Below are 20,176 nucleotides of genomic sequence, written 5' to 3'. Positions count from 1 at the left end.
ATGATCGATATAGCGAGTATCGGGCTATACATTGATGAATGTCAATATGTGCGGTGGTGCCCTCTTGGTTAGGCGGCGTTGAGGCGGGGCGCGATGTCGGTGATGCGGTGGGCGATGTCATCAAAGGCTCGGTCAAAGGCCTCCTTTGTTCCCAGGCGTAGGGGGTCGGGAACGGACCAGTGGACGGAGCGGATCCCGGGCAGTTCCTCGTGGGCGTTGTCGCAGACGGTAACGACGAAGTCTGCCGCTGCGGCCACCTCATCCAGGGACCGCGGGGCGATGTCGGGCAGGTCCAGGCCGTGGCGGCGGGCGGCGTCGACCGCGCCGGGCGCGATGCGGTCCGCGGGGTGTGTTCCGGCAGAGGCCGACGGGATGCTGCTGACCTGGCGCCACAGGGCGGCGGCCAGCTGGGAGCGGGCGCTGTTGCGGGTGCAGACGAACAGGACGCGGCCGGCGTTCTGGACCACTCCGGGCACCAGTCCATCCAGGGCCCCGGCCGCAAGCCGGAAGTAACTGCGGCGCTTGTCCGCTTCGGACCGGTGCCGGGTCGCCAGGCCGGCGTCTTCCAGGGTTCGGAGGTGGTGCGACAGCAGGTTTGAGGGCATGCCCAGCTCCGACTGCAGCTCGGTGGGAGACAGGTCCCCGAGTGTCAGGAGGTCCACGATGCGCAGGCGTGCCGGATCGGCAAGAGCCGCATGCCTGGCCACCCTCGCCTGGAAAGATTCATCTGCCTCAGTTTTCATTGATTCAATTTTGACTGAGTTAATTCTTTCGGTCAAGCTGGTTTCATGACTTCACACCAGCCGCCGTTCTGGCGCCGCGCCCTTGCTGAATTACTCGGGACCGCACTGCTCGTTGCCATCGTCGTTGGTTCCGGGATCGCCGCCCAGCAGCTCTCACCCAATGACGTGGGCCTGCAGCTGCTCGAGAACAGCACAGCGACCGTTCTGGGGCTGACGGTGCTGATCCTGGTCTTCGGTCCGGTCAGCGGCGCGCATTTCAACCCCGTCGTGTCCCTGGCCGACTGGTTCCTGGGCCGGCGCAGCGGCTCAGGACTCTCCCTGCCGGACGTGGGCGCCTACCTGGCGGCGCAGGTGGCCGGGGCGATCGGCGGCAGCGTCCTGGCCAATGCCATGTTTGAGGTCGGAACGTCCATCTCCGTCAAGGACCGTGCCACCACCGGGCACGTGCTTGGTGAGGTTGTCGCCACGGCGGGGCTGATCCTGCTGATCTTCACCCTTGCAGCTACCAACCGCGGCGCCCTCGCAGCACCCGCTGTCGGTGCCTATATCGGCGCTGCGTACTGGTTCACGTCCTCGACCTCGTTCGCAAACCCCGCAGTGACTATCGGCCGGGTCTTTAGCGAAACCTTCGCCGGTATCGCGCCGGGATCGGTGGCACCCTTCGTGATCGCTCAACTGATCGGCGCGGCCATCGGTCTGGGCCTGGTGCTCCTGCTGTTCCCGGCCGCCTCCCGCGCTGCCGATGACGTCGTTATCCCGCACAGCGCCAAGGCAACAAAGCCATAGTCTTCCCGCAGGCAAAAAACCACTCACTTGGCGACACATTGATGAACGTCAATATCGGGGCATAATGGATAGATGACCTCACTGCCGCTGCTTGAATCAGCCACGGACACCGGTTGCTGCCCGCCGGCAGCGCCCAGCCTGGGCGCTGCCGAGGCGAACGACAGGGCGGCGGTCTTCAAGGCCCTTGCCGACCCGAATCGGCTGCGGCTGCTGTCCATCGTCAAGAGCGCCCAAGGTGGCGAAGCCTGCGTCTGCGACCTGACCGATCCGCTGGATCTCACCCAGCCGACCGTGTCCCACCACCTGAAGATCCTCGTTGACGCCGGTCTGCTGCACCGCGAAAAACGCGGTACCTGGGCCTACTTCTCGCTCGTCCCCGGCGCCCTGGAACGCACCGCAGGACTGCTGGAGAGCCTGTGACGACAGAGGCGCCGCCAGGTCTGACGATTCGTTCGATGCGTCAGGAGCATTGGCCGGAGGTTCGGGATATCTTCCAGGAGGGAATCGACACCGGCCACGCCACCTTCGAATCCGTGGCACCCGACTGGGACCGGTTCGACACTTCCCGGCTTCCCCAACACCGGCTCGTCGCCGCAACCGCGCACGGCGCGATCGTCGGCTGGGCTGCCGTCTCGCCGGTGTCCGCCCGCCCCGTCTACTCCGGTGTGGTCGAACACTCTGTGTACGTAGCCTCTACTGCCCGGGGTCTGGGTATCGGCAAAGCGCTCCTTGAAGCGCTTATCAGGTCCACCGAGCGCGACGGCATCTGGACTGTCCAGGCCAGCGTTTTCCCCGAGAACGAGTCCAGCCTCAAACTTCATCTGAGTAAGAGCTTCGTCATAGTCGGCCGCCGCCGGCGCATCGCCCGCATGAACCACGGCCCACTGAACGGCCAATGGCGTGACACCCTCCTGATTGAACACCGCTCACCCAGCATTCTAACCAACCCACCAAGGTCGTGGAGGGCAACGTGAATCCGACCAAGGAAGACATTCTGGCCGGCTACAGCCGGGCACTGGCCGAGCTCAATAGGTGGCTGGCCGGTGCAACCGCTGAGGAGCTTCGCCACAAGAGCAACGGCACGAAGTGGACCAACGAAGAACTGCTCTTCCACATGGTTTTCGGCTACATGGTGGTCCGCGCACTGCTTCCACTCGTCCACCTCATCACCCGGCTCCCCTCACCTATCGGCAAGGCCTTCGCCTCAGCGCTGAACGCGGGCACACTCCCGTTCGACGTCATCAATTACTGGGGCTCCCGTATGGCGGCGGTCTACTTCAACCAGCGGCGGATGGCCCGGAAATCCGACAAAACCATCAACGTCATCACCCGCCGGCTGGAGCGCGAGAGCACAGCATCCCTGTCCAGATCGATGCCCTTCCCGGACCGGTGGGATCCATTCTTCACGCCCACAATGACACTTAACGACGTCTACGCGTACCCGACAAAACACTTCGACTTCCATGCAGGACAACTCAGCCTGGACCGCCCGCACCGGTAATCCGCCTGGCCGCACGCCTGCAAGGATGGCCCTGTGACTATCGCGAAGACAATCCTGCTGTTCGTTCTTGCCGCTGCCGCGGAAATCGGCGGCGCGTGGCTGGTCTGGCAATCCGTCAGGGAAGGCAAAGCCTGGTGGTGGGCCGGACTGGGCGTCATCGCCCTCGGAATTTACGGTTTCGCTGCGACATTGCAGCCGGACGCCCACTTCGGCCGGATCCTTGCCGCCTACGGGGGCGTGTTCGTCGCCGGGTCGCTGCTGTGGGGCATGGCCTTTGACGGTTTCCGGCCCGACAGGTGGGACATCACAGGCTCGGCGATCTGCCTGCTCGGGGTCGCCGTCATCATGTTCGCACCGCGCAACGCAGGTTGAGATACTGGCGCTTGGCGTGCATCTCTCCGCCTCCAACGCCAGGTCTCCGGCATCGAAACGCGGCCACAGTGCTCACACCCTCGACCTCCGCACAATTCTCTAGGCCAGGCGGCTCCTACGCGGGCTCAAGACCTTCGCACCGCGAAGAGGCATATCGCACCCAAATCGGAGATGGTCAATGCTTCGCACGTCTCGTCCCGCGGTTAGCCGATCCGCACCCCTCAAACGCTGCATTATTGCGCCAACTCCCTTGGCCATAAAGCTGAATTACACCCCAACCTGACGTCCGCAGCAAGGAAAAAGGGCGTCAGAATAGGGTCTTCAGGGCGGTTCTTACACTCCCCACTCTTCTGTCTTAGATTCAAATCTGACAGCCAGCCCCGCTGAGGAGCTTGCGCGGGGCAGGGACGCAATTGGGCAACAGCCTGTTGCCCAATTGTCCAGAAACCGTCTGGACAATTGGTTCCGCTGCCCACACTCGGGGACAATCCTGATGGGTTATCAACCGCTACTGCTGCGAAGGGAGCTATCCTCAGGGCTCCCAATTCCAGCTGTGGATAACCCGGATTGACCACAACTATGGACAGCTTCTAGTCCCACCTTTGTGCCTTGGACTCCTGGCGTCAGGGCAATTCGTCGAGTTTGGTTCGGAGGTTCCTAAACACTGCGTCGCGCTGCTCTTGGGAGAGCTGCATTAGCGGCACATCACGCAGCTCGTCGAGGTTGAAATCGGTGTCCTCCCGGTCCTCGTCCTCGAGCATGGCGAGCATGTCCTCGTAGGTCAGGACCATTATGTTGCCGTCCAGTGGCCGGAATCCGAGTTCGCCCCAGTACGTGGCAAGGGCGCGGCATTCTCTCCGGTGTTTCAGGGATCCTTCATCCGTATCGTCCTTGAGCCCGGGTGCCGCGTGCAGGACGGTGACGACGGTACCGCGGCCGATTGCTCCGAGGATAGCCTTAAATATTTGGTGCCCGGCCCGGTGCCCACGGAACCGCGGCTGGACGCTCACCCAGGACACGATCATCAGATCGCCTTCTAGGACCGGTTCGCCCTCGACGCTGAGCTGACTGGGTTCGGATCCGGCGACGATGAACGCTTCGGCGAATCGGGACAGGTCAGCGCTGTGGGCGTCCAAGGTGTCGAAGAGATTGACGCTGCCAACGTCCGGGACGAGGTGGACGCTGGCTTCGGCGACGGTGACCCGGCCTTGGGCGTCGGCGTCGAAGGTGTCGTAGTCGGGTTCGAGGATGTCAGCGTCGATGTAGGCGCGAATGCTCCATGACTGCGGGTAGTCTTCGGGCCGTTCCCAGGAGTCGGGGCGGGCGGCGTAATCGAGGGCATACGTCAGGCGCATCCACTCAAGGGCGTCGCTGATCTCGTCGTGCTCCTCTGGCCGCGTGCCACCATCCACTTCTTTGCCGCGGGTGTGCTCGTTACCGGCCATGAGATTCCTTGCCCGCTCCCCGACCAAGGGGTGCTCTGAATGTTGTCCAGTGTGCCGGGTTCACCGTACCCGACACTGGCCCTGGCGTGACAGTAAACCTCTCCCGAATTTCCAGTGGCCATTCAGGCGGGGTAGGTCCGCACGTCGAAGGGATCAGCCGGCCGAGCCCGGGTCAGCCCACGTGGATGCCGTTGTCGGCGAGGTATTCGCGGGCGCGGCCCATCTGCCGGTCGGTCGAGAAGGCGTACCAGTGTTCGCTGAGGTTCTCGTTGTGGACGATTTCCCGGAACCGGGAGAAGGCGCCTTTTCCCTCGATCGCCCGCTCCAGGCGCTCTCGGAGGGCTTCATCGTGCTGCCGTGCGGCGAAAGCTGCCATGTCCTGCCAGCCGTTCCCGGAACTTGTGCGGTTCAGCCGAAGCCATCGGTCCGGTTCATCCTCTACGTCGATCGCGGTGTCCTGCCCTACGATCATCGGGTCAGTGGCGGCCTCGTCGTACGCCTGCCCGGTGTGAAGGTCGAGGTAGCCGCCGGTGGACAGATCGGGGTCCCCTTCCAGGATGATGCTGAGCATGTCGAGGTCCACGGGAACAACCCGGCCTGGCAGCGGCAAGCGGCGCAGGGATGCCAGCAGGTCCTCGGCGAGCACCTGGTCACCGGCGCAGCCGCGCCGGGTCAGCCGGTTGATGACCGACAGTGCCACGGGTTCGGCTTCCTGGCGCCTGTGCTTCAGGGCGATCGGTATGCCGGCCCCCACCTGCTGGAGGGTGTCATTGATGTCGCGTCCGGTCAGGGCTGCGAGGAAGCGGGCCGCGTCTGCTGCCGCGATGGCTTCACGCATCTCGGACAGGTCGAGCATCGGCACCGAGACCTGTGCGGGCCACGCGTGCAGCAGCATCGGATGCGGTTCGCCCGGTTTCGCCGGGACCCGGCTCTCCCCGTCATCAGTGGCCCACCGGCGCCCGTACTGGTCCGGGATGCTGCCCCAGCCCCAGTAGGCCAGGGGGAAATCAGGGCGGATACCCAATACCTCCAGCGGGTCGACCTTTGCCTCCCCAACCACGCACCGGTGCGTCCACGCGTCACCAAGGTCAAACATGAACTGGAACTCAGACCCCGGCCCCAAGGTCCGGGCGACCTTGGTAACTGCGATGTCGATAGCTGTGATGACCGGCCCACCGCCGGATCCGGCCAACTCGGCTCCCGTCTCTTCATCCGTGATTACCCGGCCGTCGCCCAGGGTGAACATTGACAGGTGCGCCCGGTCCCAACGGGCGAAGGCATCGTTGATGGCGTTGGCGAGATCCAAGAAGGTGTGCGAGGGTCCGACCGCGAAGATGCGCCCCGGCCAAGGCCACAGCTCCTCACCACGACCACCGAGCAGTTCCACCGTCACCGATAACCAGGTTCGCGCCATACCCCCAAGGATGGCACGAACCGCGGCGGCGCCTTCGTCGCGTTACTGCACGGCGCCGGACACCAGCATCCCGAAGGACGGCGGTGCCGCGAGGAGGGAAGGCACGGGAAGCGATTTCAGGCGAGCAGGTCCAGGTACTGGGTTCGCGCTTTCATTGCATGGATCAGCAGCTCATTGCCGCTGTCGAACCGAAGGACGACGAGTTCGATCAGCCGGCCTGCGGGGTCGAATCCGAGCCTCAGCTGCCGGGCCGGGCTGTCCTCGTCGAGGTCCGCAACGTACACCGCGTGATCTGCCGCGTAGATCCCATCCTCCGCGCTGATCCCATGTTTAAGAGCAGATGAATGCGCCTGCACTACGCGGCGCTGATCCACGCCCGGACAGCCGCGCGGATAGCTTCCGAACGGCTCAGGTGATCATGCTCGGCTCGAGCAGAGAGCTCCTGCAACAGGGAGGCATCCATGCGCACCGGTACCACTTCGCCGGGGCCCTCACCGACCGGACGGCGGCCCCGCTTGCGCAGTTGCTCGACGGGATAGCCCCGCTCAGCCTCATCGGCCCACGCTTGGATCACCTCGTCAGTGACCGGCACTCCGTTGATCTTCTCATCACTCACATTCAAATCGTAATACGAAATTGACATTGGTGGAAGGTCCAAAAGAAAACTCGATGTTCGCCGTCCCTGTGAACGCCCTTTAGCGTGTCCTCATAACAGCCAACGGACGGCTTCATGGACCCGCCCATGTGGGCTTCCTCATCAGGTAGACCTGTGGCGTGTCAGCTCTGACAGGCAGCTCACTTCCAAGGATCTGCAAAGCATGGTCGCCTGCCTGAACGAAGCAGTGCTTCCAGGCGCGCAGTGGAGGGCAGTCGCTGCTAGTCAAAGATTCCTGCTTCGGGGGTCTTGTGGGGAAGGGCAGTTCTGTCCGGGGTGGGGGTTTTGTGTCCGTCGTAGGCGCATTTTTTGAAGGGGCCTTCTTTGTCCATGAGGATGCGCATGTGTGGGTCTGCGTGGTTCAGCCACCAGGTGCTGACGCCGAGGGCAGGTTCGAGCCGTAGGTGTTCCCACGCCCGCCAGATGGCTTCCATCCGGATGAGGGCTTCGGGGTGTTTGTACCACTCGGGGCACCACGCGTTGGCTGCGCCTTCGTTGACTTCGCGGACGTAGGACTGGGCCAGGAGGTCAGCGAAGAATTCCACGGCGCTGGAGTACACCAGTTCCGGTTCGGGCTCAGCGTGGCTGTGCCCGCCGGGCGGGGACTGCTCCTCTTCGTCCCCGAAGGCGTCCCCGAACTCTTCACTCACGCCTTGTCCCCGTCCGTCCACGGGTTGTGGGCGGCAACGGCCACCGGCTCGTGCTCAGTTGTTTCCTTGGCTGCGAGGGAGTCCCTAACCTTCTGGGCGTGCGGTCCGTTCATCCAGGGAATCGTTTCGATCATGGTGGCCGGGGCCCCGGATGCGAGCAGGATGGCCCGGAACCGTGGCAGCGCTGTCAGGTCGGCGACGGACAGGATTTCGTCCTTGCTTTCCTGGCGTGAGGAGGAGGACCCGTTCTTGCTGTGGCTGCGGGAGACGTTGATGTAGCTGTATTGGCCGATGAGGCGTGAGAGCTCGTCGAGGTAACCGACTTCGGAGACGCCGCCGTGACTATGTCAACCCTTTTTGGCCCCAGCATGACGGTTATTCCTGGCCCCACTGAGGAAATTTAGTTGCCCCGATCCCGCGGGTGTCCTATGGTCAGGGTCTTCATACGCGGCCCTGCGAAAGGGTCGATGATTGTCCTGCGCCGACCCCATGGTTCCAAGGGGTCCGGATGCGGCGCTGCTAGCGTTTGTAGCGTGGATAGATCTACATGGCATTCACCCGCTCCAGCTCACGGCGACGAGACTTGGACTCGTCTTGCCGAACTTGTCGCAACTAATGAGTTCCTGCTGCACGGTTCACAGACAGCAGGACTGTCGATGCTTACCCCTAGGCAGCCCCTCGATTTCAGCCTGGACGAGTTCTCAAAAACGACCGCTATCTACGCGACCGAAGACCCCACCTGGGCTATTGCTTACGCCATCCGGTCATCGTCATGCCGCCGATTCTTGAATGCGTGCTTCTATCCGGGAGCAGCCGCCGGGCACTGGGCGGAACGCCGCATCTTTCTCTCATTCGCTTCAACTGAGGACGGCCAGGCGCCTACGAATGCAGGGTCGGTGTATGTTCTTCCGAGCAAGAGTTTCACAAGGATGCCCAGCTATACGGACCCTGTTGTCGGCCCAATAACTGAGTGCCAGTTCATCAGCACCGAGCCCGTTCCTGTCCTGGGCGAAATATCGGTAAAGCCCCAAAACCTGCCACTCACGCCAGCGCTCCACGACTTCGAAACCGTGTCTCGTCGCGCATCTTCCAACCCGCTGGGCTTCCCATGGCTCGACTGAATATGGATCGCTGCCCATCCTCAACACGTCCGTAAGCCGATCCCTCAGGGAACGCTTGTCCTCAAAGCTGGCCACCAAGAGAGCGCGGAGGCGCCAGCAACCGGGCAACCGGCAGGGGTCCAGCGATTTAGCTCGCTGCTTGTTGGTGGAGCGTGTGAGCAAGGCGGTAAGAGTCGGTGCCCGTTTCGATGATCGTGCCGTTGAAGGTCAAACGGTCCACGATGGCGGCGCAGAGACGCGGGTCGCTGAAGGTTTTCGTCCAGCCGGAGAAGGATTCATTGGACGCGATGGCGATGGAGTTCTTCTCCTCCCGTTCGGTGAGGACCTGGAAGAGGAGCTCGGCCCCTCGGCGGTCCAGTTCCATATAGCCCAACTCGTCGATGCAAAGCAGATCGACGCGACCGTACCGGGCGATGGTCTTGGCCAGGACTTTCTCATCGGCGGCTTCGACAAGTTCGTTTACGAGCCGGGTGGCAAGGGTGTATTTGACCCGGTAGCCCTTTTCTGCGGCTGCGGTGCCGAGTCCGATGAGCAGGTGGGATTTGCCGGTTCCCGAGTCTCCGATAAGGCAGAGGGGTTGTCCTTTGCGGATCCAGTCCCCGGTGGCCAGGGTGTGGATGGTGGCGGGGTTGATGTTCGGGTTCGCATCGAAATCAAAGTCCCCGAGCCACTTGTCCCGGGGAAAGTTCGCAGCTTTGACGCGGCGAATCGAGGAGCGCCGGTCCCGGTCGTCGCACTCGGCCAGTAGCAATTCGGCCAGAAAGCCTTGGTAGGAGAGTTGTTCCTTTCCCGCAACGGTGAGGGCTTCATCGAGGACCCCGCGGATGGTGGGTAGGCGCAGGCGGCGGCAGGCCTGGTCCACGGCGGCGACCGCTGCCTGCTCAGTCAGGCCGCGCCGCCGGCGCAGGGTCGGGGTGATGGCGGTGGCCGGTGCGGTGGGGCTCATGAGATGTTCTCCTTTGACGCGGTTCCTGCGGGGTATTCGGAGCGTTTGGCCAGCAGCTCGTCATAGGCATTGACCGAGGGAAGGGGACGGATGTCAGGCGGGAGCCCGGCAATGACGGCGGCGGGGTCCATGAGTCGGCGCTGGGTGAGACTGACAACCCGTTGCACTTTCTCTTCAACATGAGCACCGGGATGACGGTCGGAGCTGGCCCCACCCACGGAAGAGGTCGTGGCGTGTCTGCGGGCTTCGACCGCGACGACGTCGGCGCTGACCGCGCCCACTCCCAGCGCCGCGCTGATCCCTGCATGAATGTCTGTGGCATTCATGGACCGGTGGAGGAGCAGGACGTCGATCAGTTCCCGGGTCCCGTCGGCGTCGCCGTTGACCCGGCGGGACGCGGCCCAGAAGGCTTCGTGGGCGGACGTGAACGCCCCGGACTCCCGCGCTCTGGCCAAAGCGGTGGAGCCGGGGAGGGCTCCGGGTTTGTTCTTGAGGACTTCGAGATAGTGGTCCAGCTGGACTGATTGCCCGGACCGGGCGGCGACCCTCTGATGCCTGGCGACTACGGTGCGGCCGTCGAACACCACGACCTCGGACGCCCGCAATGAGACCCGGAGCCTCCGACCGATGAACCGGGCCGGGACGGAATATTTCACCATTCTGACCGTGATCATCGAGGACCTATCGACCCTCGGGTTCAGCACCAGGCCAGGATCAAATTCCTCGGCTGGCAACGGGGCCAGGAATGGCCGTTCGATCTCGAAGTCCTGGCCTATGGTGCGGATCCTGTCGTTGATCCGCCGGGCGTCGTCCTGGGCTTCCCAAGCCCGTATCCGGTCGTTGAGCTCGTCCAGGGAGCCAGCGACCGGCATCGGTGAAAGCCGGTTGCGGCGGAACCAGCCCACCTCACCCTCGACGCCGCCCTTTTCATGGGCCCCTGCGATGCCGGGCTGGCAATAGAAGGGATCGAAGCCGTAGAACGATCGGAACAGCACCCACCGGTCGTTCTCCTTGCGGTGCCGGCCTTGCCCGAACACCACAGCGGTGACAGCGCTGGTGAGATTGTCGTAGCGGATGTGTTTAGTGGGGATGCCTCCCAGAACCTTGAAGGCCTCGATGTGCCCTTCGAGGAAGGCTTCCTGGGCCTGGGTTGGGTAGATCCGGTGGATTGCTCTGCCCGAATGCGATAGCCGGAAGATGAACATGTGGCACTTCGTCTTCACCCCGTTCAGCACGACATAGACCTCGCCGAAGTCCACCTCGGCCTCCGCGCCCGGAGCGTGTTCCTGAGGAACAAACACCTCAACGCGGCGTCCGGCCTCCACATCAACCTGGGCCCGACGGACCCTTACGTAATCACGCACCGTGGAATACGACAGCTCCTGCGCACCGTGCTCTTCGATGAGCCGGGCCAAAATCCTTCGTGCGGTATGACGCTGCTTCCGCGGAGCCATCGTGTCCTCGATCAGCATCGCGTCGATCGCACCCTTGAACGGGTCGAGCCTCCAGGACACACCCTGTCTCTGTTTGCGCTCCGGAGGGGCGGCCGAATCCATTGCCTGCCTCACAGTTCGTCGATGAACTCCGTACCGGACCGACAACGCACGAACCGACAGGCCCTCAACCCGGGCGTCCCTTCGGATCCGCGCGAACAACTCCACTCTCGACTCCATCCAGACCAACCTTCCGCCGCATCCATCCACTGATGAATCCAACGTTGAAGGTGGGGCCACAAATAACCGTCACAAGCGCCCGGCGAGTCATGAAGAGGGGCCAGATATAACCGTCCTACCGGGGCCATCTAAACCTGTCACAGCCACATTCAGGCGTCCCGGGCGGAATCACGGGATGACCCATTTCCGGATCTTTCTGCACCATCAAGTACCTCCAGCCCCGACGCTAAACCCAGGTCCTGAACTGCACAACGGGCTCGATGAGTTTCTTGCCGACCCTCTGAATCTGAACACCTTACAGCGCCATGCGCCCGAGACTACTACTCCCGGCCTACGAATAACCGTGCATGCCAGTTCAAATTAGGCGGGGGAGTACCCACAAAAAGGCGAAAAGGGGCAAACTTTGCAGAGCGGGCGTCAGGACTGCTTGACCAGCGCCGCTTCGATATTGATCCTTACCTTGTGCTGACCAGCACGCCGCCGGCTTCCAGTACCGCGTTCCACGTCAGGCCGAAGTCCTTACGGCTAATCTCGGCTTCGGCCGAGGCGCCTGCGCGCGTGGCACCGAAAGGGTCCACGGCCACACCGCTGAACTCCACTTCCAGTTCCACCGGTCTGGTGACTCCCTTGATGGTGAGATCGCCGGTCAGCGTATAGTCCTCGCCGTCGCCTTCTATGGATGTGGCTCGGAATGTCATCTCCGGATATTTTTCCACATCGAAGAATTCCGGTCCTTTCACGTGGGCGTCCCGGTTGGCGTCACCGGAATCGAAACTGGAAGTTTTGATCGTGGCATGCAGTGACGCGTCGGCCAGGGACTCTCCGATCCTGGCCTCGGCGGAAGCCTCGAGGAAGCGGCCCCGTACCTTGCTGATGCCTGCGTGCCGGACCGTGAATGCAATCTCACTGTGCGACATGTCAAGAACCCAGACCCCTGAAGTTATTCCGTGTGGCAGAGTCATTTTGCATCTCCTTAGCAGTGGAAATCGGTCAGGATGACCAACCCCCACACTGCTGCACCCGGGATTTTTTGTCCATTGCCTGCGCCCATCAGCAGGAAGCCGATGGCGCCAATGACAGTGGTTTTGGATTCCTGCGACGATCAGCGTGAAGCCGGCCTGCTTTCTTCATTCGACAGCGCCACGGGGACCCGGTCCCTCGTGATCGGGCGATTCCTCGGGAAACATCTGTTCGAGGGCCCTGTTGTTGGCCCCCAAGGTGAGCAGGTCCAGCAGTTCGCCTTCACTTAGTCCTGATGCTTCACTGACATCGGTAAGGGACCAGGACCCGCTTGCGAGCAGTGCCGACGCGGAGGCCTGCAACGCCGCGTAGGCGGTATCGAGCGCGGTCTCGGCGGTCAGGATCACGTGAGCGAGAGTCCGCAGCTGTTCAAGTTCTGCATCCATGCTGATCCTCCCCTGTCGTTCCGGCAATTAAGGGTGAGCGGCTATTGTTCGAGGACGCTGTCGATCAGATCCTTGAGGATCTCCCAAAAGTCCCGGGCGCGGAACGACGTAACGGGCCCTCTTCCCTGGGCTTGCCGCACGGCGTTCGCCACGGCAATCGCCTCAGCAAAAAGTTCGGCTGTGACGGCAGGGACACGTTCAGGTTCAAGGGCGAGGATATGTTCCACCAGGGCCCGGGAGTGCTTTGCAGACTCCCCGTCCTGGTCCCAATCGAGCCTGCTCGGTTCAAGGCGTGTCTTTGCCGTCTGGAATCCCCGGTCCACATGCGGGGCAAAACCGTCGTTCATATATTGGATAGTCATTGTCGTCACCTTCAGGCCGCCTGGCCTCAGGACAACCTGTGTCATGGGAAGCGATGCCTTGCGGACGCCGGGTGGCACCAAGCCCACCACCGCTTCGGAGGAAGGATGCCTCTGCCCTGATCCTGCCTGTGCGCCAAGAGGCGCAGTGGTGCTCCTGTAGGAGATACCGCCGGAGAGGCAGCCGTGGGCTGCAGCCTCCTTCCCGGTCAGTTAAGCGCTGATTTGCTGCTGCTCGCCGGCTCCGGACGAACCTTCGATCTTCCGGGGCCGGGCCTTCTCCGCCACCGGAATCCGGACCGTGAGGACACCGCCGTCGTAGCTTGCCTTCACCTTCTCTGTATCCAGTGCTTCACCCAAAAGCAGTTGTCGGCTGAAGACACCGCGCGGGCGCTCGGAAGCAATCAGTTCGATGCCCTCTCCAACGGTGTCCTTACGCTCGGCACGGATGGTCAGAACGTTCTGCTCGACATTCACATCGATCGACTCAGGTTCAACACCGGGTAAATCAAGCGCGACCACGAACTCCTTGCCGTCACGCCAGGCGTCCATGGCCATCGCGGTGGGGCGGGCAGCCGTGCCCAGCGCCTGCTGCGTCAACCTGTCGAGCTGCCGGAACGGATCGCTCATCATCAACATGACATGCCTCCTCTGATCAGCAACCGACAGGATAGATCTATATCCGCTGACATAGATTTTTAGCACTGACACCTGAGATTGGAAAGAGTCTTTGGTAAGCGGAAGACCCCGGCTTCTGGCACTGATTCCTCTCGTTGGCATCGTCCTCTACCCGTCCTTCAAAAACAGTAAATGGCTCAAACTTGGGCCGTAACGCCCTCCTGGCTGGGGCTTAACAACCAACGGCAGCGCGCGTATCTTAAAGCTGTTCGATCCGATCCTGGCCTGGGGCCGTGTCGGCTGTGCGGGCTGGGCAGCAGACAGGAGGCACACGATGAGCAATCTCATGCGGTGGTCCGGCGTCGACATCGCAGATCCCATCCGGCGGTTCCTCGAAGGGGAAACAGGATCCTGGCTGAGGGTAGAGGAATACCGTGACGGCGATTCCATGGTCGTCAAAGCGGAGGTGCCTGGCATCGATCCCGGCAAGGACGTAGACATCACCCTGAGCGGGGACGATCTACGCATCAACGTCCGGCACGAGGAAAAGACCGAGCACAAGGACAAGCGCGGATACCGCTCCGAGTTCCGGTACGGCACGTTCTCCCGAAATGTGGCCCTGCCAGGGGCAGTCAAGGAAGAAGACATCCGCGCCTCCTACAACGACGGGATCCTCGAAGTCCGGATCCCGGTGCCGGAGCAGCAGGAAAGCCCGTCCCGGAAAATTCCCATCACCCGCAGCGGCGAAGCAGCCGGAACAAACCGCGGAACCAGCACCGGCGAAAGTAATGCCGGTGGCAGCGGAACAGATGCCGGAGCCAACATCTAAACCCAAGGTACCCAGTGGCTGAGGGTCCGTCCCGCTGCTGGCACCGGAAAGTCCAGTCCGCACGCACGCTGGACGGGCCCTTACCGCTGATGTTGCTCCCGGGATGTCTCCTGGTTACCACATGGAGGAGGACCAGTGGCCATTGACTATGACGAGCCCCGTACAAAGGCCGAAGATGAGGCGGCGCAGCCACTGGATGAGCTCAAGACTGACAAAGCCTCACCCGCAGCGGCGATCCTTGACGTGGATGAAGGCGACCTGGCCGACAGTTTCGAACTTCCCGGCGCTGACCTTTCCAGTGAAGAATTACTGGTCCATATCGTGCCGATCCAGCCGGACGAGTTCACGTGCAGGTCCTGCTTCCTGGTCCATCACCGCAGCCAACTCGCCAGGGAAACGGACGGAAACAAGTACTGCATCGAATGCGAAAGCTGAGCAGCCTGTGACGCTTCCCTGATTGAGACGGATTGGTTGACGTAAGCGGAACCAGTGGCTAAACATGAACACAGCTCAGACATTCGGGAGGTGGATAGTGAGCGATTCAGCCACCCGCCAGGACAGCCCTCGTAACGGGGCAGGAACACCGCTGGGGTCCTGGCCTAAAGTACCGTGGCGGACCGAAGGCCTGCCCGACGAACCCGGGCAGGGGAAGAAAAAAGGCCGGTGGTGGCGCACCCTGCTGATCGTGGTGCTGTATCTGGCAGTGTTCTCTGCCTTGTCCGTGCAGGACCAGTTGGGCAAACCCGTGTCCGTGTCCTACACCGAGTTCAAGGCGCAGGTCCGGGAGAACAACATCGCGGAAGTCTTCGCCAAGGGCCAGACCATCGACGGGACCCTCCGGACCGAAAAGCCCCTGCCCGGCAGCAATGGGAACAGTTATATCCGGTTCACGACCGAACGTCCCCTTTTCGCTGACGACAGCCTGCTGAGCGAACTGGAACAAAACAACGCCACCGTCCGCGCTACCCCGCTTGTGAGCGAACGCGGTGTCCTGGCCAACCTGCTGATCTCCGTCGCCCCCATCGTGCTCCTGGTCCTGTTTTACCTGTGGCTGTTCAAAAAGCAGTCAGGCATGCTCGGCATGGGCGGCTTCGGGGCAGGGAAAAAGTTCCAGCCCGTGGACCCCGACAAGGTCCGGGTGACCTTCAAGGATGTCGCCGGCATCGATGAGGTTGAAGCGGAAATCTCCGAAGTGGTTGATTACCTCAAAGACCCCCAAAAGTACCAGGCGATCGGAGCCAAACCACCCAAAGGCGTCCTGCTCAGCGGCCCGCCCGGGACCGGCAAAACCCTGCTCGCCCGCGCCACTGCCGGTGAAGCCGGGGTCCCGTTCTTCCACGCCAGTTCCTCCGAATTCGTTGAAATGGTGGTCGGCGTCGGCGCCAGCCGGGTCCGGGAACTCTTCCAGGCCGCCCGCAATGCCGCACCCTCCATCATCTTCATCGATGAAATCGACGCGATCGGCCGCAAGAGAAGCGGTTCCCTGACAGTGGGCGGGCACGATGAGCGGGAACAAACACTGAACCAGATCCTGACCGAGATGGACGGGTTCTCCTCATCCGAAGGGATCGTGGTCCTGGCAGCAACAAACCGGCCCGATGTCCTGGACCCGGCCCTGCTGCGGCCCGGCAGGTTTGACCGCTCCATCACCGTGCACGCCCCAGACCAGGCGGGCCGGCTGCAGATCCTGCGCGTCCACGCAGAAAACGTGCGGCTCGCCCCCGACGCTGAATTGGACGCTGTCAGCCGTATCACCCCCGGCATGACAGGAGCGGAGCTGGCCAATCTCGTCAACGAGGCCGCACTGCTGGCGGTGAAACGATCCCACCCCGCAGTCACCCAACGCGACCTGCTCGACGCTCTCGAGAAAATCCAGCTCGGTACCGCGCGGAACGTTGTTATGCCCGAGGATGAACGCAGGCGCACCGCCTACCATGAGTCCGGCCACGCCCTCCTGGGCATGCTCGAACCCGGCGCCGATCCGGTCCGGAAAATCTCCATCATCCCCCGCGGACGCGCCCTCGGCGTCACCCTCTCCACCCCCGACACCGACCGGTACGGGTACGACGAAAACTACCTCCGAGGCAGGATCGTCGGGGCACTGGGCGGCATGGCCGCCGAAGACCTCGTCTTCGGCGTCGTCACCACAGGCGCCGAAAGCGACCTGCAGACCAGCACCCACCTGGCCAGGATGATGGTAGGACGATGGGGCATGTCCAAACGCATCGGCCCCGTCCAGATCCTCCCCGAAGAAGGAGACCCCCGCGCCGCGGGCGTCTCCGAAGGCATGCTCGACACCGTGGCCGAAGAAGTACGCACCCTGGTGGAACAATGTCACCAACGCGCCCTCACGCTTCTGCAGGAAAACCGCTGGCGCCTGGACTCCCTTGCCCAGCGCGTCCTGGAAAAAGAAACCCTCGACGAGCAGGAAATTTACGAAGCCGCAGGACTTCACCGCTCCCCCGCCGCACCGGCAGAGATGAGTACCAAAGGGTAAATCAATCCTTTCTGGCAACCGGCTCGTGAAGCACGAACAAAGAGCACTTCTCGCCGTTGTACGAGGGCGCAGAAGCCGGATCCCGGTTCCCTTGGAACTGGGGGAAACCTGATGGAGCCTTTCTCCCGTTCCATACCGGACCAGTGAACACGGCATCACAAAGAAGGTCGCTGGAACCGGCACAAACCTGCCTTTTGTTTCCTGCGGGGGCTGATGGGTATGGGCGGACGTGACAGGAGATGATGACAATGTTCGGGGCCTGGGACTTCTGGGAACTCCTGAAGGATCAGGTTGACGGCGTAGCGGAGCAATAAGCGCCCATGAGCCGCCGAAATTTACACCCAACCCGACACCTCTTCAGGAAAAGGACCGGAAACCAGGTTCTGCGAACACAACTGCATGGCAAGGAGGTCAGCTAATGAACCGTGACTTTGGTCCCCTGCTCGTAGTTGTTGGGGTGCTGGTAGTCCTGGTTGGGGTACTGGCTTGGAACGGTTGGTTGTCGTGTGTCAATGGCCAGTTGTTTCTGCCCACGGACGGCCACTAAAAGTGCCCACTGGTGGCCAGTAAAACTGCCCGGTTATGGCCAATAGATCTGCCCACTGATTGGTTCGGCGGGATTGGCCATCGTTGGGTTGGTCAGTTCAGTCGGGTGACTCCTTTTCCGGCGAGGGCTTGGGTGAGGCGGATGGAATCGCCGCTGGTTTGGCAGACGTGGGCGTGGTGCAGCAGCCGGTCAACGGTGGCGGTGGCGAGGGTTTTGGGCATGAGCTCGTCGAACCCGGCGGGGTGGAGGTTGGAGCTGATCGCGACGGACCGTTTTTCGTAGGCGGCGTCCACGACCCGGTAGAGGCCTTCGGCGGCGTCGGTGGCCACGGGCAGCAGGCCAATGTCGTCGATGACCACGAGTTCGGCGCGGAGGATCCGGGCGACGGCCCGGGTGACACTGTCATCGGTGCGGTGGGCGCGGATAAGGACACCGAGGTCCTCGAGCCTGAACCACGCGACCCGCATCCCGGCTTCGACGGCCTGCTGGCCGAGGGCTTCGAGGAAGAACGTCTTCCCCGTCCCCGAGGGCCCGCAGACGACCAGGTTTTCCCGCCGGCTGATCCATTCCAAGGTCCGGAGGGCTTGCTGGGTCGGGGCGGGGATGGAGGACGCTGCCTGGTCCCACGCCTCGAAGGTTTTTCCGGTCGGGAACCCAGCTGCTTTGCGGCGGGAAGCGAGCATGGACCGGGCCCGGCCAGCGGCTTCCTCGGTGAAGAGGGCTCTGATGACCTCGGCCGGTTCCCAGCGCTGGGCGCGGGCGGTCGCGATCAGGTCCGGTGCCAGCGCCCGGGCATGGGGCATTTTCAGGGACCGCATCAACGTTTCCAGGTCTGCCGGTAGCGGAGGGGCGGCGGTGTTGGGCGTGGTGACGGGGCTCATCGGGCCTCCTCCGGGGTGATCTTGGTCGTGGTGTTGGTTGCGGTGTTCAGAGCGGGGTTACCGATCGCGGCCCACGCACCTGTTCCCTGGGTCAGCGAGCTCGCTTCGTTGGCCGCGTGAGTGGTGGTGCGGCGGATGTTGGCGTTCAGGATCGAGGCGAGGTCCTGGTGCGCGAACCGGCCATGCAGGGCGGCGTCGCCGAGGGCGCGGTCGACCTGGTTGGTGCCGGCGATTTTGGCCAGCGTGACGGCTTCGGCCATTTTCACGTTCATCCGTGCCGTTCCGGCCGCGGCGGCCTCGATCAGCCAGGTTCTGGCGCCTTCGCCGATGGCCAGGAACGCGGCCTCGTCCGCGCTGCGGGCCCTGACCTCGTAATCGCCGGGGACCCTGGTCCGGGTTCCGGGGAAGTGTTCGTCGTTGATGGCGGGGCTGCCGGGCCGGGCCCGGTCGTGGCGGGCGACTTCGACCGGACCACCGGCGCCGTGGTGGACGATGATGACCTGCTCGCCGGGCCCGGTCCCGTGGGTTCGGACGAACACCCGGGCCCCGAGCAGGTGGGCCGGGACAGAGTACTGGGCGTTTTCGAAGGTGACCATCGGGGTGTTCTCCGGAACCATGCGGGCCAGACCGAACGCGACCGTGTGAGCAGTATCCGGGATCCGGTGCAACCGCGGGGCTTCCTCGGCGAGCATGGCCGCGGGCTTCCGCCGCGTCGTCCGGTGCTCACGGTGATTGACCTCGTCCATGAACGCCTGGCAGGCGGCCTCGACTTCGGCGAACGTGGCGTATTCGTCGCGGAGATTGGTGTCTTTGGGCACGAGGTCGGCCTTGGCGAGTTTCACGGACGCTTCGACTCCGCCTTTGGTTGCCGGGTCCGCGGGCTGGCAGGTCAGCACGGTCACCCCGTAGTGCCGGGCGAAGTCCAGGGTCTGCTGGTTCCGCACCGGGACCCCGGCAACATGGGCGGTGGTGACGGTCTTCTCGTTGTCCGTGAGTACATACGTTGGTGCTCCGCCGAGGATTCGGAAGCACCGGTCCAGGGCCGCGAAGACGCTCGGCGCCGTCCGGTCTTTGAGCGGGATCACGATGCGGAAGCGGGAGAACGCCAGCCACGCCACGAAAAGGATGGTCTTCACCCCGCCGATCCGTGGCCCGTCGCCGAAGTCGTACTGCAGCCACATGCCCGGTTCGGTGATCCAGGGCCGGTGGACGCGGGTGTGACCCAGCCGCCATGCCGCCTTGACCTGAGCGATCGCCCGTCGGGTGGAGCGTTCCGAACCCGTATAGCCCAGCGCGAGGAGCTTTGCGTGGGCCTTATCGGCCCGGATCCGGCCCTTGGAGGCCTCCACCCATTCTTCGATCTTAGGCAGGTACGGGTCGGTGACCCGGCCCCGGGCCGTTGGTTCCCCGATCGGCCGGCCGGCGTCCCGGGCGGCGACGTGTTTGGCAACGGTGTGGTGCGAGCAGCCCGTGAGCTCCGCGGTGGCGCGCAACGATCCGGTCAGATCGTAGGCAGCAAGAATTTCCATGATTTCTCCGTCAGACTTCATACAGGGCCTCTTCCTGGTTCGCTTGGTGCGCTTAGACACCGTCATCAAACCCCAGGGAGAGGCTCCCGCCGCTTAAGGCGCGGTCGGTTCAGTAAAAGAAGTGGGCAGATCTCATGGCCACCATCGGGCAGTTTTACTGGCCGTCAGTGGGCACTTTCGTGGCCGCCTATGGGCAGTTTTTCA

Annotated in this window: 21 protein-coding genes and 2 pseudogenes; 8 read left to right on the top strand and 15 right to left on the bottom strand. The window is 63.0% G+C overall.

What is annotated here, in order from left to right:
* Positions 1–68 precede the first annotated feature (68 nt).
* Positions 69–743, bottom strand: a complete 675-nt coding sequence (locus LFT44_RS21580) for a metalloregulator ArsR/SmtB family transcription factor (RefSeq protein ID WP_236803125.1) — start codon at positions 741–743, stop codon at positions 69–71.
* Between the two features lie 45 nt (positions 744–788).
* Between LFT44_RS21580 and LFT44_RS21575 the strand changes: the two genes are divergently transcribed.
* From LFT44_RS21575 to LFT44_RS21555, 5 genes are all read left to right on the top strand, one after another.
* Positions 789–1,529 (top strand): aquaporin, encoded by a 741-nt coding sequence (locus LFT44_RS21575; RefSeq protein ID WP_236803124.1) that lies wholly within the window; start codon positions 789–791, stop codon positions 1,527–1,529.
* Positions 1,530–1,601: 72 nt separating this feature from the next.
* Positions 1,602–1,949 (top strand): ArsR/SmtB family transcription factor, encoded by a 348-nt coding sequence (locus tag LFT44_RS21570; RefSeq protein WP_236803123.1) that lies wholly within the window; start codon positions 1,602–1,604, stop codon positions 1,947–1,949.
* 35 nt (positions 1,950–1,984) lie between these two features.
* A complete protein-coding gene (locus LFT44_RS21565; RefSeq protein ID WP_236803122.1) occupies positions 1,985–2,503 on the top strand; it encodes a GNAT family N-acetyltransferase in 519 nt (172 codons plus the stop codon).
* The gene (locus LFT44_RS21560) at positions 2,500–3,030 is read left to right on the top strand and encodes a DinB family protein (RefSeq protein ID WP_236803121.1); all 531 of its coding nucleotides are present in this window, start codon (positions 2,500–2,502) and stop codon (positions 3,028–3,030) included. Before LFT44_RS21565 ends, LFT44_RS21560 begins: the two co-directional genes overlap by 4 nt.
* 33 nt (positions 3,031–3,063) lie before the next feature.
* The gene (locus LFT44_RS21555; RefSeq protein WP_236803120.1) at positions 3,064–3,402 is read left to right on the top strand and encodes a YnfA family protein; all 339 of its coding nucleotides are present in this window, start codon (positions 3,064–3,066) and stop codon (positions 3,400–3,402) included.
* Between the two features lie 623 nt (positions 3,403–4,025).
* Here the strand turns inward: LFT44_RS21555 and LFT44_RS21550 are convergent.
* The 12 genes and pseudogenes from LFT44_RS21550 to LFT44_RS21495 form a co-directional block, all read right to left on the bottom strand.
* A complete protein-coding gene (locus LFT44_RS21550; RefSeq protein WP_236803119.1) occupies positions 4,026–4,847 on the bottom strand; it encodes a hypothetical protein in 822 nt (273 codons plus the stop codon).
* Positions 4,848–5,019: 172 nt separating this feature from the next.
* The gene (locus LFT44_RS21545) at positions 5,020–6,261 is read right to left on the bottom strand and encodes a UPF0158 family protein (RefSeq protein WP_236803118.1); all 1,242 of its coding nucleotides are present in this window, start codon (positions 6,259–6,261) and stop codon (positions 5,020–5,022) included.
* Positions 6,262–6,377: 116 nt separating this feature from the next.
* Positions 6,378–6,617, bottom strand: a complete 240-nt coding sequence (locus tag LFT44_RS21540) for a toxin (RefSeq protein WP_236803117.1) — start codon at positions 6,615–6,617, stop codon at positions 6,378–6,380.
* Positions 6,617–6,877, bottom strand: a complete 261-nt coding sequence (locus LFT44_RS21535) for a ribbon-helix-helix domain-containing protein (protein ID WP_174180906.1) — start codon at positions 6,875–6,877, stop codon at positions 6,617–6,619. Before LFT44_RS21535 ends, LFT44_RS21540 begins: the two co-directional genes overlap by 1 nt.
* A 260-nt stretch (positions 6,878–7,137) precedes the next feature.
* Positions 7,138–7,566, bottom strand: coding sequence for a DUF4913 domain-containing protein (locus LFT44_RS21530; RefSeq protein ID WP_174180878.1), 429 nt, complete (start codon positions 7,564–7,566; stop codon positions 7,138–7,140).
* Positions 7,567–7,751: 185 nt separating this feature from the next.
* A pseudogene (locus tag LFT44_RS22055) lies at positions 7,752–7,892 on the bottom strand (hypothetical protein); the annotation flags it as partial.
* Positions 7,893–8,814: 922 nt separating this feature from the next.
* Complete coding sequence (istB, locus tag LFT44_RS21520; RefSeq protein ID WP_015062048.1) at positions 8,815–9,633, bottom strand: IS21-like element helper ATPase IstB; 819 nt, start codon at positions 9,631–9,633, stop codon at positions 8,815–8,817.
* Positions 9,630–11,306, bottom strand: coding sequence for an IS21 family transposase (gene istA / locus LFT44_RS21515; protein WP_236803116.1), 1,677 nt, complete (start codon positions 11,304–11,306; stop codon positions 9,630–9,632). Before istA (LFT44_RS21515) ends, istB (LFT44_RS21520) begins: the two co-directional genes overlap by 4 nt.
* 417 nt (positions 11,307–11,723) lie before the next feature.
* Positions 11,724–12,268 (bottom strand): annotated as a pseudogene (locus LFT44_RS21510) (YceI family protein).
* A gap of 165 nt (positions 12,269–12,433) precedes the next feature.
* The gene (locus LFT44_RS21505) at positions 12,434–12,712 is read right to left on the bottom strand and encodes a hypothetical protein (protein ID WP_066431710.1); all 279 of its coding nucleotides are present in this window, start codon (positions 12,710–12,712) and stop codon (positions 12,434–12,436) included.
* A 41-nt stretch (positions 12,713–12,753) separates the two neighbouring features.
* Complete coding sequence (locus LFT44_RS21500; RefSeq protein ID WP_157360897.1) at positions 12,754–13,074, bottom strand: hypothetical protein; 321 nt, start codon at positions 13,072–13,074, stop codon at positions 12,754–12,756.
* Positions 13,075–13,284: 210 nt separating this feature from the next.
* Positions 13,285–13,710 carry an Hsp20/alpha crystallin family protein gene (locus tag LFT44_RS21495; RefSeq protein ID WP_236803115.1) on the bottom strand — a complete coding sequence of 142 codons (426 nt, stop codon included), beginning with the start codon at positions 13,708–13,710 and terminating at the stop codon, positions 13,285–13,287.
* A 313-nt stretch (positions 13,711–14,023) separates the two neighbouring features.
* Here LFT44_RS21495 and LFT44_RS21490 point away from each other — a divergent pair, with 313 nt between their 5' ends.
* The 3 genes from LFT44_RS21490 to ftsH all read left to right on the top strand — a co-directional run bounded on the left by LFT44_RS21490 (position 14,024) and on the right by ftsH (position 17,015).
* On the top strand, positions 14,024–14,518 hold the full coding sequence (locus tag LFT44_RS21490; protein ID WP_082699141.1) for an Hsp20/alpha crystallin family protein: 495 nt from the start codon (positions 14,024–14,026) through the stop codon (positions 14,516–14,518).
* A gap of 135 nt (positions 14,519–14,653) precedes the next feature.
* Positions 14,654–14,953 (top strand): DUF4193 domain-containing protein, encoded by a 300-nt coding sequence (locus LFT44_RS21485; protein ID WP_066431719.1) that lies wholly within the window; start codon positions 14,654–14,656, stop codon positions 14,951–14,953.
* 64 nt (positions 14,954–15,017) lie between these two features.
* Positions 15,018–17,015, top strand: coding sequence for an ATP-dependent zinc metalloprotease FtsH (ftsH, locus tag LFT44_RS21480; RefSeq protein WP_442863790.1), 1,998 nt, complete (start codon positions 15,018–15,020; stop codon positions 17,013–17,015).
* A 639-nt stretch (positions 17,016–17,654) separates the two neighbouring features.
* On the opposite strand, the gene istB (LFT44_RS21475) is transcribed toward ftsH, so the two are convergent.
* Together istB (LFT44_RS21475) and istA (LFT44_RS21470) are read right to left on the bottom strand one after the other, a co-directional pair.
* Complete coding sequence (gene istB / locus LFT44_RS21475; protein ID WP_236801304.1) at positions 17,655–18,443, bottom strand: IS21-like element helper ATPase IstB; 789 nt, start codon at positions 18,441–18,443, stop codon at positions 17,655–17,657.
* On the bottom strand, positions 18,440–19,993 hold the full coding sequence (gene istA, locus LFT44_RS21470) for an IS21 family transposase (protein ID WP_236801303.1): 1,554 nt from the start codon (positions 19,991–19,993) through the stop codon (positions 18,440–18,442). Before istA (LFT44_RS21470) ends, istB (LFT44_RS21475) begins: the two co-directional genes overlap by 4 nt.
* Between the last annotated feature and the right edge of the window lie 183 nt (positions 19,994–20,176).

Origin of the sequence: Arthrobacter sp. FW306-05-C (assembly GCF_021801725.1) — a bacterium.
In the GTDB taxonomy this organism is placed as follows: domain Bacteria; phylum Actinomycetota; class Actinomycetes; order Actinomycetales; family Micrococcaceae; genus Arthrobacter.
Note: the sequence above shows the minus strand (reverse complement) of the source record. Positions and strands in the feature narration are given on the sequence as shown.

Excerpts from the sequence above, each read along its gene's own strand:
- ftsH (WP_442863790.1), top strand. The coding sequence starts at position 15,018 with ATGAACACAGCTCAGACATTCGGGAGGTGGATAGTGAGCGATTCAGCC.
- LFT44_RS21545 (WP_236803118.1), bottom strand. The coding sequence starts at position 6,261 with ATGGCGCGAACCTGGTTATCGGTGACGGTGGAACTGCTCGGTGGTCGT.
- LFT44_RS21565 (WP_236803122.1), top strand. The coding sequence starts at position 1,985 with ATGCGTCAGGAGCATTGGCCGGAGGTTCGGGATATCTTCCAGGAGGGA.
- istA (WP_236801303.1), bottom strand. The coding sequence starts at position 19,993 with ATGAAGTCTGACGGAGAAATCATGGAAATTCTTGCTGCCTACGATCTG.
- LFT44_RS21575 (WP_236803124.1), top strand. The coding sequence starts at position 789 with ATGACTTCACACCAGCCGCCGTTCTGGCGCCGCGCCCTTGCTGAATTA.
- LFT44_RS21550 (WP_236803119.1), bottom strand. The coding sequence starts at position 4,847 with ATGGCCGGTAACGAGCACACCCGCGGCAAAGAAGTGGATGGTGGCACG.
- LFT44_RS21505 (WP_066431710.1), bottom strand. The coding sequence starts at position 12,712 with ATGGATGCAGAACTTGAACAGCTGCGGACTCTCGCTCACGTGATCCTG.
- istA (WP_236803116.1), bottom strand. The coding sequence starts at position 11,306 with ATGGAGTCGAGAGTGGAGTTGTTCGCGCGGATCCGAAGGGACGCCCGG.
- LFT44_RS21570 (WP_236803123.1), top strand. The coding sequence starts at position 1,602 with ATGACCTCACTGCCGCTGCTTGAATCAGCCACGGACACCGGTTGCTGC.
- istB (WP_236801304.1), bottom strand. The coding sequence starts at position 18,443 with ATGAGCCCCGTCACCACGCCCAACACCGCCGCCCCTCCGCTACCGGCA.
- LFT44_RS21490 (WP_082699141.1), top strand. The coding sequence starts at position 14,024 with ATGAGCAATCTCATGCGGTGGTCCGGCGTCGACATCGCAGATCCCATC.
- istB (WP_015062048.1), bottom strand. The coding sequence starts at position 9,633 with ATGAGCCCCACCGCACCGGCCACCGCCATCACCCCGACCCTGCGCCGG.
- LFT44_RS21495 (WP_236803115.1), bottom strand. The coding sequence starts at position 13,710 with ATGTTGATGATGAGCGATCCGTTCCGGCAGCTCGACAGGTTGACGCAG.
- LFT44_RS21580 (WP_236803125.1), bottom strand. The coding sequence starts at position 743 with ATGAAAACTGAGGCAGATGAATCTTTCCAGGCGAGGGTGGCCAGGCAT.
- LFT44_RS21500 (WP_157360897.1), bottom strand. The coding sequence starts at position 13,074 with ATGACTATCCAATATATGAACGACGGTTTTGCCCCGCATGTGGACCGG.